7 protein-coding genes are annotated in these 14,093 nt (G+C 62.7%); 1 reads left to right on the top strand and 6 read right to left on the bottom strand.

Annotated elements, in window-relative coordinates; all coding sequences use genetic code 11:
• Positions 1-10 precede the first annotated feature (10 nt).
• The 5 genes from EKO19_RS08310 to EKO19_RS08290 all read right to left on the bottom strand — a co-directional run bounded on the left by EKO19_RS08310 (position 11) and on the right by EKO19_RS08290 (position 11,490).
• Complete coding sequence (locus EKO19_RS08310; RefSeq protein WP_175596988.1) at positions 11-2,647, bottom strand: glycoside hydrolase family 3 protein; 2,637 nt, start codon at positions 2,645-2,647, stop codon at positions 11-13.
• 13 nt (positions 2,648-2,660) lie between these two features.
• Complete coding sequence (locus EKO19_RS08305) at positions 2,661-4,388, bottom strand: tannase/feruloyl esterase family alpha/beta hydrolase (RefSeq protein ID WP_157995168.1); 1,728 nt, start codon at positions 4,386-4,388, stop codon at positions 2,661-2,663.
• 25 nt (positions 4,389-4,413) lie between these two features.
• Positions 4,414-7,677, bottom strand: a complete 3,264-nt coding sequence (locus tag EKO19_RS08300; RefSeq protein ID WP_175596987.1) for an alpha-L-rhamnosidase — start codon at positions 7,675-7,677, stop codon at positions 4,414-4,416.
• 196 nt (positions 7,678-7,873) lie between these two features.
• A complete protein-coding gene (locus EKO19_RS08295) occupies positions 7,874-8,827 on the bottom strand; it encodes an alpha/beta hydrolase (protein WP_157995167.1) in 954 nt (317 codons plus the stop codon).
• Positions 8,828-8,829: 2 nt separating this feature from the next.
• The gene (locus tag EKO19_RS08290; protein ID WP_129775853.1) at positions 8,830-11,490 is read right to left on the bottom strand and encodes a TonB-dependent receptor plug domain-containing protein; all 2,661 of its coding nucleotides are present in this window, start codon (positions 11,488-11,490) and stop codon (positions 8,830-8,832) included.
• 324 nt (positions 11,491-11,814) lie between these two features.
• Here EKO19_RS08290 and EKO19_RS08285 point away from each other — a divergent pair, with 324 nt between their 5' ends.
• Complete coding sequence (locus EKO19_RS08285) at positions 11,815-12,369, top strand: TlpA family protein disulfide reductase (RefSeq protein ID WP_157995166.1); 555 nt, start codon at positions 11,815-11,817, stop codon at positions 12,367-12,369.
• 281 nt (positions 12,370-12,650) lie between these two features.
• Here the strand turns inward: EKO19_RS08285 and EKO19_RS08280 are convergent, their stop codons facing one another.
• The gene (locus EKO19_RS08280; RefSeq protein WP_217705180.1) at positions 12,651-14,063 is read right to left on the bottom strand and encodes a glycoside hydrolase family 28 protein; all 1,413 of its coding nucleotides are present in this window, start codon (positions 14,061-14,063) and stop codon (positions 12,651-12,653) included.
• Positions 14,064-14,093: the final 30 nt, after the last annotated feature.

Here is a 14,093-nt window from a genome sequence, read left to right as displayed (position 1 = left end):
CTTCCCCCTGTCAGCGGACCGTCACGTCGCGCGGCAGTCGCCATTCCCCGCGCAGCGCGATGTTGTCGGATGCATTGCCGACCATGATCTGGAACGTACCAGCTTCAGCACGCCATTGTTTCCTGGCGACGTCATAGAACGCAAACGAGCGCGCGTCCAGCGGTATCGTGACAGAGCGCGATTCGCCGGGCTGCAGGCTGACCTTCGCGAAACCCTTCAACTCTTTCGCCGGCCGCGGCACGCTGGCCTTCGGATCGCCGATATAGAGTTGCGACACCACGGCGCCAGCGCGCTTGCCTGTATTCGTCACCGTGAAAGAAACATCGCACAGCTGGTCGTCTTCCGTACCGGGCTTCACGGTCAGGCCGTCGAACTTGAACGTGGTGTAAGACAGGCCGTGACCGAAGGCGAATTGCGGTTGAGTGCCCTGCTTGTCGTAGCCTCGGTAACCGACGAACACGCCTTCTGAGTAGCGCGCATCGTGCTTGCCCGCGGCGGGGTAGTAGCTGTTGAAGGTTGGATTGTCCTGCCAACGACGCTCGAACGTCGCGGGCAGATGACCCGATGGATTGACGTTGCCGAGCAGGACATCCGCCAGCGCATGACCGCCTTCCTGACCGAGATACCAGGCCTGCACCAGCCCGGGCACGCGCTCGAACCAGGGTTGCATGTCGACGGCGCCGCCGGCGGTGATTGCGACGACGGTCTTGGCATTGGCGCCCGCGACGGCCTGGATCAATTCGTTCTGCCCCGGCGGCAGCGCGAAGCTGCGATCCCAATCCTCGGTCTCGCTGCTGCTGTCGAAACCGGCCGCGATCACCACCGCATCCACTTTCGCCGCCAGCTGCGTTGCCGTTGGATCGACCCACTTCCCGGCCTGCACGATACCGAGCCGCACGAACGGCGTGGGCCCGTCGAGGCCGCCAGTCTGGGTGCGATGTTCCAGCACGATCTTATAGGGCCGCGCTTCCAGCTCGAGCCGGTGCTGATCGATGGCGACATGTTTGCTGTCCCAGTGGTCGGCGACCAACTTGTCGTCGATGTACAGACGACTGCCGTAGATGCGTGCGAAGCCGCCGAGTTGAACGAACAAATCGTACGGGCCCGCCTGCGCAGGCGTGAAGTATCCAGTCCAGCGCGCCGAGAGTCGTTTCGATACGGCCATCGCCATGAAATCGATCTCGGCTTCGCCGGTGGCGAACGGCGTGAAATCCAGCGGCGCGCCTTGATTGATGGCGCGATCGATACGAGTGACCGAGGGCGTTCCATTCAGCTCGATGTTGTCGAACACCTCGACGTTCACGCCGGCCTTGCCACCGGACGCGGCGGTTTGGAACTTCGTGGCATTCGCGGCGCGCGAGTAGTCGACGATGCCGCGCAGATAGTGCACGTCGACTTGCGTGCCGAGCTCTTTGGACAGGCCCTCGAACAGACTGGTCGAATCGAACGGCACCACGGTCACGCTGCCGCCGCCGTGGAGTACATTGGGATAACCGGTCGGACCGATGACGGCGATGGAACGAATCCTGGTCCGGTCGAAAGGCAGCACGTCGTTCTGGTTCTTCAAGAGCACGATGCCTTCGCGTGCAGTCTGCAACGCGACTTCGCGACCCGCCGCGTTGTAGCGAGGAATGGTGGGATCGAGCTGCGGCCGATCCAGCCAGCCCAGTTGCGCGGCCGTGCGCAGAATGCGACGGACTTTGTCGTCGATCGTGCCCTGCTCAACCTTGCCTTCCTTGATCAAAGGCAGCAGCGCCGAGCGATTCATGAACTTCCCCGACGGCATTTCCAGATCGAGCCCGCCATTGGCCGCACCGAGCGTGTCGTAGGTGGCATCCCAGTCGGACATCAGCACGCCGTTGAAGCCCCATTCGCGCTTGAGGACGTCGATGTTGTAGTACCGGCTCTGCGACATGTGCTCGCCGTTCACGAGGCCGTAGCTGCCCATGACCGCAGCCACGTTCGCTTCTTTCACCGCCGCTTCAAACACGGGCAGATAGATCTCCCGCGCGGTGCGTTCATCGATGACCGAATCGGTCGCGTGTCGCGCGAACTCGGAGTTGTTGCCGAAGAAATGTTTGACGGTGGCAGCCACACCCTGGCTTTGCACGCCCTGGATGAACGGCACGGCAATACGTGTGGCCAGGAAGGGGTCTTCACCGAGATACTCGAAGTTGCGTCCGTTCAGAGGCGAGCGATACATGTTCACGCCAGGGGCGAGATAGAAATGCACGCCGCGCGCACGAGCGTCCCGCCCCATCTGAGTGCCGAAGCTATTCGCGAGCTGCGGATTCCACGTGGCCGCAAGCGCGATACCGCCGGGCATGACGTTGGCGCGCGACCAGCGACGCACGCCGAAGAAGCCGTCACCGGTCGCCATGGGAGGCACGCCGATTCGAGGAACGCCGCGGACGTCGAACAGATTGACGCCGCCGAGCAGGTCGATTTTCTCCTCCGGCGTCATCTGCCCGAGCAGAGATTCGACGCGCTGCTCGATGTCGCGAGCCGCCGCAGGTTCGGACGCGAAGACTGGCATAGGCAACACAGTTGCTACGACGGATGCGAACACGGTCGTGGTGGCAGCGTTCTTATAGCGGGTTGGCCGGCCAGACGGCGCATTCGCAGACGACGTGACGAACGTTCTCATATCTCGATCCATGTCACTCACCCGGCATCTCGCAAACGTAACTGGCGGCGTCGTTCTGATCGCCACCCTTGAACCTGGCCTGCTTTGGGTACGCGCATAGCAAAGCACTGCGATCGACACCACCCTGCGTCGGATCGTAGAGCGCGGCCAGCAGATTCTTGGGCCGCACGGCTTTGACGGTCTCCGGCGCGACACCCTTCTCCACCCACTGCTCCAGCGCCGATGAAAGATCGATCGTTGGATTCGACGGCTGCACGGCGGCGCTCAAGCCACCGAACGTGCTGGGCCCGGGACCCGCCAGGCAGTGCTGCATGCCCGGCACCATGAACAGCCTGACGACCTGCTCGCGTTGCGCGCCCATCTTCTCGCCGACCGCGTCGAAATATTTAATGGTGTTCAACGGCGGCACGGCCGCGTCGGCCCAGCCATGAAACAAGATCACCTTGCCGCCGCGCGCCGCGAAACGAGAAAGGTCGGGATCGGTGGCGTTGAGGATGGGTGCATATCGCTCGATGAACGCCGGTGCCTCGCGAGTGAAATCGAACGAACCGGGCTGCCAGTTGTCATCGCCCACCGCGACGCTGCGCATGAAGTTGGCAACGAAGCGGCCTTGCGTGCCGCCGGCCGCCTTGGGGCCGAAGATCCAGCCGTCCCAACCCAGACCGGGCACGCTGCCCACTTCAGCGCCAGGGGTGAACCCTGGAAACAGCTGCGTACCCGATGCGGTGCGCGGCCCCTGGTAGATGGCCTGCAACGCGCCGATCTGCGGATCGGTCAAACACCATTTTGAAACCTTGTCGGAACAGCGCAGCTTCTGCGGCTGAAAGTTACATGCTCGCGGCACGCCGACGATCTGATCCTTCACACCATCGAGTGTGTCGCACTGTGCATTGACCTCCGCCTCCAACGCCGGGGAGTGAGCGGGTGTTACGTATGCATCCGGCTTCAGCATCGCTTGGGAGTTCCACAGGAAGCCGAGCATCAGTCCGGTCCAGTCGTTGGCGGGCGCGCCGGCGACGATGCCGTCGTAATCGTCGGGATAGCGCTGCGCGATCATCAGCGCCTGCCGGCCGCCGTTGGAACAGGACGCGAAATAGGAACGTTTCGGGCCGGCGCCGTAATAGGCCTGGATGATGGCCTTGGCGTTGACCGTCATCAGATGAATGGCGCGATGGCCGAAGTCGACCAGCTTCTCGGGATGACCTTTCGCCCAGGAAACATCTTCATTGTTATTGTTGGCGGCCGTGTGACCGGTATCGGTGCTGACGCCGGCATAGCCACGCTGCACGGCTTCCACCAGCCCGCCGTGATAGTTGATGGAGCCCGCGAACCCACCGTTGCCCGCGCCCTGAAGTTTGCCGTTCCAGTTGCCCGGCTGCGGCAACCAGACTTCGAAACGAATATTCGAATCCGGCGTGGGCTTGATGGTGCCGATGACGCGGCAGTGCTCGGGCAACTGAGCGGGCGGTGCCCATGGCACGGCAGGATCTTTGAATGAACCCGCAGCGACTGCGGCGCTGGAATCGATGGTGGTATCGGCGATCGCCAGCGACTTCAGACTTTCGCAAGTCGCCGCGTAACTCGTGAGCGGCAACAATATTGCGGAGAGAGCCAACAGCGCGGCAACCGGCAATTGCCGGGCCGCTGGTTGCCCATCGTTACGAGCGAATCCCACCGCGCCCTGCTTCGAGTCGCGCAGCCCGAGTTGTGATTCAGGTGTTGAAACAGCATCCCGCTTCATTGTCGTCCTCTCGCCCATTCGTCTGTCAGTTCGACGCCGAGCATTCGAGCCGGCGCTGGCCCGCCTCGACGCGATAGATCGCATGACCCTGCTCTTCCCGCACGAAGGTGGCCCCCGCGGGCACCGAACGTCGCGGACCGGCACACCACACTTCCGCAGTTGCTCCCGGCGGGATGGTGATATCCAGCGACAGCTTCTCGCCCGAGCGCTGCCACTTCGATTCGACGCGGCCCACGATCGTATCGACGCTGCCGCGTGCCCACTCGAGCCCCGCCGGGGTGATCGGACGAATGACGATCGAGCGATAGCCCGGCGCGGCCGGCCGGATGCCGGCGAGCCCTTGATAGAACCAGGAACTGATCGAGCCCCAGTAATGGTGATCGTAGGAGCGCGTCTGCAACGACCAGTTCTCCAGCATGGTCTGCAGATCGTTCTGAATCCAATGGCCCCAGCTCGGCGCGCTGGTCTGCGTGACCAGCTTGTAAACCGTCTCGCCATAGCCGAAGTCGCTGAGTAACAGCGGCAGATAACGGCCGGAGAACACACCGGTGCTCGACAGGTGATATTTGTTCGCGACCAGGTCATCGTTGAGGGCACGGACGATGGCCGCGCGGTCCGCGGCCGGTGCAAGCCCGAACACCACCGGCAGCACGTTCTGATACTGCAGATACTTCGTCTGACCGTCCGCAGCCGGCGTGCGGTAGATCTTCCTGGCCGCATCGTAGTAGCGCTCGTTGTAAGCAGCGCGCACCTGATCGGCCAGCGCTCGATACTTCGTTGCGTCGTCCTTCTTATCCAGCAGAGTCGCGCTGTTCGCGAGCAGATCGATCATCAAGTAGTAATACGCGCTCGCCACGGAGTCGTTGTCGCTGGGTCCGGGTGGCGGCGGCACGAAATCCGGACGCGCCCACGCGGGCATGACGAACGGGCCTTCCGGCATGGGCAGCGCGTACTCCGCCAGCAAGGGGTTGTCAGGGTTCGCATAGATGTGAGTGCCCGGCGTGAAGAAGGTCCCGGTGTAGTCGACCAGCTTCCGCTGCGTCTCATACATTTGTGCGAGCAGCCGCAGGTCGCCGGTTTCATCGTAGAGATCCCAAGGCAGGACCGACGTTGCCGCATCCCACGAGGGGATCGGGCCACGAACCATGTTCCAACCCGGCGTGCCCTCGTAACCATAGAGCGGCGTCGACGGGACGATTTCGGGAATCTCTCCCTTCGGGGACTGCGCGTCGCGATAGTCGCCGAGCCACTTGGTCCACACGCGCGCGACATCGAAATTCACTGCCGCCGCCAGCGACGACGCGTGCGCGTCGCCCGTCCAGCCGTTCTTCTCGTAGGTCGGCGTATCCGTTTGCATGCCGTGCAGATTGTTGAGGATGGTGTTGCGAGCCGCGGCATGAATCGAGTTCACCAGTGGCTCGGCGCTTTCGAACGAACCGAGCGATGCGACTGTGGAGTGCAATATCTCCCCCGTCAGTGTCTCAAGCGTCGGCGTGCCCGGATAGCCTTCCACTTGTACATAGCGAAAGCCTTTGTAGCCAAACGACGGCGACCAGGTTTCCTCGCCGCCGCCCGCCAACGTGTAGCGATCCGTTTGCAGTTGGGTGTCGACCAGGCCGCTAGCGATCTGAACCGTGCCGTCCTTGTTGAGCTTTTCGGTTTGAATCAGCGAGACCGTCTGGCCGGCGGGGCCGTTGACCCGCAGGCTGAGCCGGCCGGCGAAGATGCGGCCGAAGTCGAACACATGCACGCCCGGCTGCACTTCGCGCACAGAGCGCGGCTTCAACGTATCGACGACTGCGATCGGCTCTTGCTCGGCCGCGTCGAGCACGCCCCTGGGTCCCTCGACGACACTGGCCGTCGCCCACTGCGAGGCGTCGAAGCTCGCCGTGTTCCAATGCTTCGGCAGGCGACGCGCGTCGTAACGTTCGCCGGAATAGATCGAATCATGCAGCGTCGGTCCGTCGATCGTTCGCCAGCTGTCGTCGCTGGCGACCAGCTGCCGGCGTCCATCGGCGAAGGTGATTTCGAGCTGCAACTTGACGGTGGGCGCAGCCCGCCAGGGCGCGGCATGCCAGTACCACTCGTTCGGCTCGGTCAACCCATACCAGCCGCGGCCCAGCTCGACGCCAATGGCATTGGCTCCCTGGCGCACGGCCTTGGTGACATCGAGCGCGCGATAGAGCACCCGCTTGTCGTAGGCGGTCACGCCGTCGGCGATGGCTGAGTTGATCGTCTCGCCATTCAAACTCACTTTCGGGAAGCCGCCCGCGGCCACGTAGATGCGAGCCGACCGCACGGTCGCATCGACGCTGAAGCTCTTCCTCAGCAGCGGCGCGGGAGCACCGATGGGCAGGACGATATCTTTATTCGGCACGCCGGCTGCCACCAGCAAACCGTCGGCGCGAACGCTGCCGCCGGTGAATGGATTGTCGTTACGCTCGAACTTTGTTTGGAACGAATTGGTGCCGGCGTCGACAGTGACCTCGTGCAAGACCGCCGCCTGAGTGCCGCCGGCACTGACGCCGATGGTTCCCGACGTCTGCACGCCGTCGGTCAGCGTGTCGACCTTGCGACCGTCGAGCGAAGTGGTGATGGTATTGCCGCGATATTCGATCGTCAGACGATGCGACTTGGCTCGCAGTTGCGCCTCGGTCATCGACAGCGGCACTTTCTTGAGTACGGTCGTCTCGACCAGACGCGGAAACTGGCCGGTGTAGCGACGCACTTGTGGAATGAGCACGGCCTGCTCGCCTTCGATGGTGAGCCGCCACGCGTAGGCTTCGCCATAAGTCTTGCCGACCGGGCGGGCACGGAACAGAAAGTCCACGGTCGAGCCCAGCAAGCTGAATTGATAGCTGACGCTGGCATCACTCCAGTCGTGATCGACGGCCTGTCGTCCGCCGATCCAGCGGGCCTGCCAGTCGCTTGCACTCAACAGGCCCATCTCCCACCACGACGGCTCACTCCACCCCGTCGCGCGATCGCGGCTGTCCCAAGCCTGTACCTGCCAGTAATAGCGCTGGCGCGATTGCAGCGCCGGGCCGGTGTACTCGATGTGATGAATGGACGACGACTTCACTTTGCCGCTGTCCCACAGCGGCGCGGTCAATTGATCGCGAGAGGCGGCGACGCGGATCTGATATGCAGTCTGCGCACCGTTGAAGCCTGCCGGTAAAAGCCAGGACAACCGGGGCCGTTCCACGTCGGTGCCCAGCAACTCGCCGGCATATTCGGTTTTCAGGGAATGGGGTGTCGACGCCGAGGTGCTGGCGAGAGATGGCGCCATGCGCGCTGCCGTCACTCCGAGCACTGCCAAGGCAGCGAGAGCGCCGGCACGCCAGCCACGTGAAGCCTTTCGTCGGCCAGCGATCGCGCCGAGCCAGGGCATGCTCGAGCTGCGGCGCTTGCTGACAACCGAAGGCAATGTCGAACTGGCGTCGAATCTGGTCCCGGACCTCAATGTTCGCCCCATCGATGTTCTCTCACTCGGTCGTCGCACGCGTATAGCCCAGCGACTCCATCCAGTGATACAGATCCTCGATCCAGTAGTCGCTGCTGAGCCCTTGCTGGTTCATGCCGAAGCCGTGACCGCCTTTGCGATAGATGTGCAGCTCGGGATGATGTCCGGCCTTGCGTAGCGCGCCGTGGAAGGCATCGACGCGCTCGGCGATCAGACCGTCGTCGCTTGCGTAGGCAAGAAACACCGGCGGCAGTTTCGACGGGATCTTCGGTATCTCACCCAGCGGCGCGCCGTAGATGGGCGCGACAAAATCGGGGCGGGCGGCTTCGGCGGGCGTCAGCATGGCGAAGCTCGCGACCATGCCACCGGCGGAGAAGCCGACGAAACCGATGCGATCGGGTGCAATGTTCCATTCATCGGCGTGAGCGCGCACGACCTTCACTGCCTGAATACCATCGGCGATCCCGAGCTTCGCATCGTCGGCGAAGGAAGCTGTGCCCGACATTTTCGCGGCAGCCATGCGAGCCATGAACTGCGTCCACATCAACGCATCGCTGCCGGGTGTTTCTATCAAACGATACTTGAGCACGAAGGCGGCAATGCCCCGCTCCACCAGCCAGCGAGCGACATCGTTGCCTTCCGCGTCAATGGTCAACATGCGGAACGCGCCACCCGGCGCGACGATCACGCCGGTACCCGTCGCCTTCGACGGGTCCGGCAGATAGACCGTGAGCGTCGGCCTGGTCACGTTGCGCACGACATTGAACTTGCCGCCGGGAAACGGCGAGACCTGTTCCTTCTGCTCCGCCTTCTCCGAGCCCGGCGCGACGCCGGGCCAGATTGCAACTTCCTGCGGTGTCGCTGCGAACGCCTGCGTCGTGAACGACGCGGCTGCGATCAAGCATAGAACCCGCAGCCGCGCTGCCATCGAGCACGGCGCGAGACCAAACCAGTTCGACGCGCAACGATAGTTCATGCTCACCATGACTTGCGTACGTTGATCGACACCACCCGGCCGAGCGCCGAGGAGTTCGCGGAATCGAAGCCCGGTGACGATAGATACATCGGCGGCTCCTCGTCGAGCACATTGTCGGCCAGCAGGCTGACCTGCGTACCCTCGAGCCAGCCGGTGGCCTTCGGCCGGTAAGTCACATGGGCATCGACGGTCACGAACGCATCCACTTCCTGGGTCAGCAGATTGGGATTGTTGTACTTGCCGGTGTAGTTGATGAAGGCACCCGTACTCCACTGCGCGCCGATCCAGTTGAATGTACCTCGGGCGCGCCATTTCACGCGACCGCGTTCGGTCTGATCCACGGCGGCCGCCCCAGGCGCCGCGGTGAGGTCGAACTTCAACTCGCGCTGGCCGGCGAGACCCGCGAAGAACAGCCCCGAGCTGGTGTTCCAGCTGTAGTTGACGTTGAAGTCCACGCCCTGCACTTCCTGTCGCGCGAGATTGCGACGACGCAGATCGAGAATCTCGCCGCCGCCGATGATGGCCGCACGCAGCGCCGGTGTCAGCGTGCCGTCGATGCGAATGCCTGAGTTCAACAGTGCATCGAGCTGCTGAGCGCTCGGACGATAGGTGTAGTACTGGGACAGCGCCGGATTGGTGAACAGACCGATGGTCCAGAACGGAATGCCCAGCACGTCGCGGAAGTCGATGTTGTACAGCGTGGCACTGACGTTGAGGCTGTCGAGCGCGGCCGGATTGAAATCGAAGCCCACCGACCAGGTATCGGCCTTTTCCGGTTTCAGATTCGGCTGGCCGCCGGCAATGACCACGGCCGGTCCCGGCAGCGCGCCCGGCGGGAAGAACGGAAAGAAGGGCAGGATCTGCAGGCGCGAATCCACCGTCGCAACATTCGAATCCGCCAGGCTCGGCGCATGGAACGATTTGCCGCTGCTCGCACGCAGCGAGAAACCATCGACCACGGTCCAGTTGAGGCCGAACTTCGGATTGGTGGTATCGCCGAAGTCGCTGTAATCGTCATAGCGCGTCGAGGCGGACAGCGTCAGCGCCCGCACGCCGGTGAACGCGTTGCCGCTGCCCACGAGGGGCAGATTCAATTCCGCGAATGCCGAGCGGACCGAGCGATCGCCGTACGACGGAGCGACCAGATCCAGCCGGTTGTTGGGCTGGATATAAAACGTCTTCGCATCGATCTCTTCGTAATGATATTGCGCGCCCACCGCCATGCGCAGCGCGCCGCCAGGCAGGGACACCAGCGGGCCGTCGAACTTCAGCGAAATCTCGCGCAGCTCCTGATCGGCGTCGTTGTAGGTGCCGCCGGAGCGGATTGCCGCCAGCACCGCGGGATTGGTCCGCCCGCCGAATGGATCGAGCGCCGTATCCAGCGTCGTGCCGGCCGCAGCCGCGTTCAGCGCCGCTGCGTTCAGGGAACGATCGGTGGTTTCGGTGGTGCCGATTCCATAGTTGGCGAGCAGTTCCATCGCCCAGTCGCCCGGCAATTTCACATTCACGCCGGCCACCAGACCGCCCGCGGTCAGCTCCTGCGGATTCTCGACGTTGGGCCCGAACTCGCGCACGAACGAATACTGCACCACCTCGAACGGCGCGAACCCACCGCCCGGCGGCGCGACGAAGTACGGATTGGTGATGGGAATGACGAACGTCGCGCCGGGCTGCGCGTTCAGGGGTGTCGACTTACGCTGCGAGTAATATGCCTCGCTGAAGAACTCGACGTTATCGGTCACGTCCTGCCGTAGCGTCGCGTACACGCTATTGCGATGTTCAGCGGAGAGATAGTCGGTGTACTGCGTGTTGTCGCAGCGGTTCAGACCGGGCGTGAGGCCCGGAAACGTGTAGTTCACATTGTTATAAGTGACATTGCCCGGGTAGCACAGCGTGCTCCGGCTGTCGGCGCCGCCCTGCGACGTGAGATCGTTGGTCACGTAGTCTCGTTCGCGGCCTTGCAGATTGTTACGACCGGCGTATTCATACGCGATCATCATCGAGCCGCTGCCCCAGGTGGTACCGAACACCGTGTTGAAGTCCATGGTGTCGAAGCCATCGCCATAACCGTATTGCGCGGTGGTCTCGAAGCCGTCGAAGTCCTTGCGCAGGATCATATTGATGACGCCGCCGACCGCATCGGAACCGTAGGTCGCCGAAGCACCGTCGGCGATGATTTCGACCCGCTCGATGGCCGACGTGGGAATCGCCGATGGATCGGGAATGGTCTGCAAGACGCCAGCGCCGACCATGCGATGGCCGTTGACCAGCACGAGTGTCGCCGTCGCGCCGAGACCGATGCCGCGCAGATTCGGCGGCGTGATCGGTTGCGAGAAATCGGAAGTACCGACCGGCATCGTGTTGAACGATGTCACCTGCGGCACGGTTGCCAACAACTCCGCCGTCGTCGTTACACCTGTAGCTTCAATGACATCGCGCGAGACAGTGACCAGATCCGACCCGGTCGGCGCGGCGCCCCGGATCAACGTGCCGGTAACCAGAATCTCTTCCAGCTCGTTGGTGCTGGGCGCTTTCTCCTGCGCCGACGCGATGGACGCGCCCAAGCCCAGCGCCGCGACGATGGCCAGGCGTAGCGCGGATTGCGGACGAACGGCGGCGAGCACTGGCCGACCGGCCAGTGAAGACAGTGACTGAGCTTGCATCGAACCCCCCGGTGTAGCTCGTGATCAAATCTTATTGGCATTGATCGTTATCGATCAGCGATGCGATTTTTAACACGAGGTATGGAGGCAATCAATCATCCGCAATCGATTTCAGTCATGTATTTGTCGTCGATGGGGTGTCTTTGAGACAACACCCAGCCTCTAAATCCTGTGCGACCGGAGCGCTTGTTAGCGCAACCACGGCAGGAATTGCCGTGGCGAGAGGGGCTTGCGGTCGCCGGCTTTCGAATGGCTGGGATGGAACGGGCCAGCCGAGCGGGCGGCGGCCTATACTGCACTCATCGACAAGCTCAGGACATTCAGATGAACCGCCCACGGATCGGACGCCACCTGCTTCTCCTGCTGAGCCTGGTCATATTCGGCATGCCCGCCTTCGCGGGCAAGCTGGAAGCCGGCATGGAGCCGCCGGACTCTCTGGGTAAGGACGCGAATGGCACACCGGTTCGCATCAGCGAACATCGCGGCAAGATCGTCATCGTCTCGTTCTGGGCCGCGTGGTGCCCGCCCTGCCGAAAAGAACTGCCCGTTCTCGACGCGCTTCAGAAAACCGCGGGCGCCGACAAGGTCCGTGTGTTCTCGATCAACTGGAAAGAACCCGCTGCTCGATTCCGGCGGCTTCAGCGCAACTTGAAGGACGTGAGCCTGACGTTGCTCAGTGACTCCTTGGGCGACATCGGCGCGCAGTACGAGGTCAAGGCCATTCCGCACATGGTGATCATCGGTCGCGACGGCAAAATCTCATCGATCCATCGGGGCTACTCGGACTCGATGATCGATGGCTTGATCGAAGAAATAAACACGCTGTGGCGGCAAGGCGAAGAACCACCGGCGGCAACTGAAACTGCCGCCGTGAACTAGGGCCTGTTAACACTCATTGGATGGGCTGCGTTGCGCCTCCAATCGCCTGCAGCAAGGCGCAAAGCGCAGCCCATATGTCGATATGGGCAAGCTTTGTAACGCGGCTGTGGGCGATTCGAGGCGCAACCCATATAATGAATAAATACATTTGATGGGACGAGCTATTGCGGTTCAGGCCGTCGTTGCTCCTCCCTTATGTACAGAGAGTACACGGCGGTCGTCCCGCCTAGCCCTGAACCGCAATAGCTCGTCGCAGCCCATCCAATGAGTGTTAACAGGCCCTAGCCGAGCGACTTCACCAATGCGCCGTTCACCCGGACGTTTTCCAGCCGCACGCTGCGCGTGTATTTGATGGTGCTGGGCTGGGTCACCTGGTTGAACTCACACTCTCTGAGAGTGATGTCGTCCACCGGGGCCTTGGGCAAGCCTTGTGAGTCCAGCACTCGTCCGGCTTTCGCGACCCGCATCCGCTCCACCACGACGTTGCGCAGCTGCGGGGTGAACGCGCCATTCGCGCCCTCTTCATAATTGAAGTCACAGGTGATTGCCGCGCGACCGACCTGCCCCACGTCGATGTCACGATAATAGAAATTCTCCAGCAGCCCGCCACGCAGCGCGTTGTTCTTGAACCGGATCGCGTACCAGAGATCGGGGCTGTCCATGTGACACTGCTCGGCGAACACCCAGCGCGCGCCGCCCGAGATCTGGCTGCCGACCACCACGCCGCCGTGCCCTGCCTTCATCCGGCAATTACGGATCAGGATGTTCTGCGATGGCACGTCGAGACGTCGCCCATCCGCGTTACGCCCTGAATTCACAGCGATGCAGTCGTCGCCGGTATCGAACGAACAATCCTCGATGAGCATGTGATCCACCGACTCGGGATCCATGCCGTCATTGTTGGGTCCGTGCCCGAAGACATCCACGCCTCGCACCGTCACGTTCCGGCACAGCACGGGATGAATGTTCCAGAACGGCGAGTTGCGCAAACGAACGCCTTCGATGAGCACGTTCCGACACCGATAGGGCTGGATGAACGGCGGACGCAGATAACCGCCCTCGCCGAACACGCGCTTCTCCGGCGGCACGCCGGCCTCAGCCATGTTGAAGAGGCGGGCGCGCGCTTCGAGCTGCGTGGGCATGCCATCGACCCAGCCATGATCGAGGGTGCCACCCCACTTCCCTTTCCACGGCCACCAATGCCTGGCGCTTCCCTGGCCGTCCAGAGTGCCTTTACCGGTGATGCCGATGTTGTTCTGCTCGAAGGCATAGATGAGCGGGGAATAGTTCATGAGCTCCATGCCCTCCCAGCGCGTGAACACGAGCGGATAACTCGCCGGGTTCGTGTCGAAACTCAGCGTCGCGCCCTCGGCGACATGCAACTCGACGTTGCTCTCGAGATGAATCGCACCAGTGAGAAATTTGCCCGCCGGCACGAGCACCCGTCCACCACCGGCCGCGACACAGGCCTCGATCGCCTTTGCGATCATTGCGGTGTTCAAGGTCGTGCCATCGGCGACGGCGCCAAATCGGGTGATATCGAAGACGCGATCGGGAAAGGTCGGCGGTTTCACGTTCCGAGCGATGTCGGCGGCTCGCTCCCAGGCTTCACCGGAGCTCGTGGCCGCAGGGATTTTGCCTGAAGCAACCAGGGCAACCGCGCCCGTCCCCGCCACGAAGGTCCGCCTATTCATCGATGCGCGCATTCGATCGTCCCGAAATGA

It is taken from the genome of Peristeroidobacter soli (assembly GCF_004138485.1).
GTDB lineage: Bacteria > Pseudomonadota > Gammaproteobacteria > Steroidobacterales > Steroidobacteraceae > Steroidobacter > Steroidobacter soli.
The sequence above is the reverse complement of the archived record's forward strand: the minus strand, read 5'-3'. Positions and strand labels throughout refer to the sequence as shown.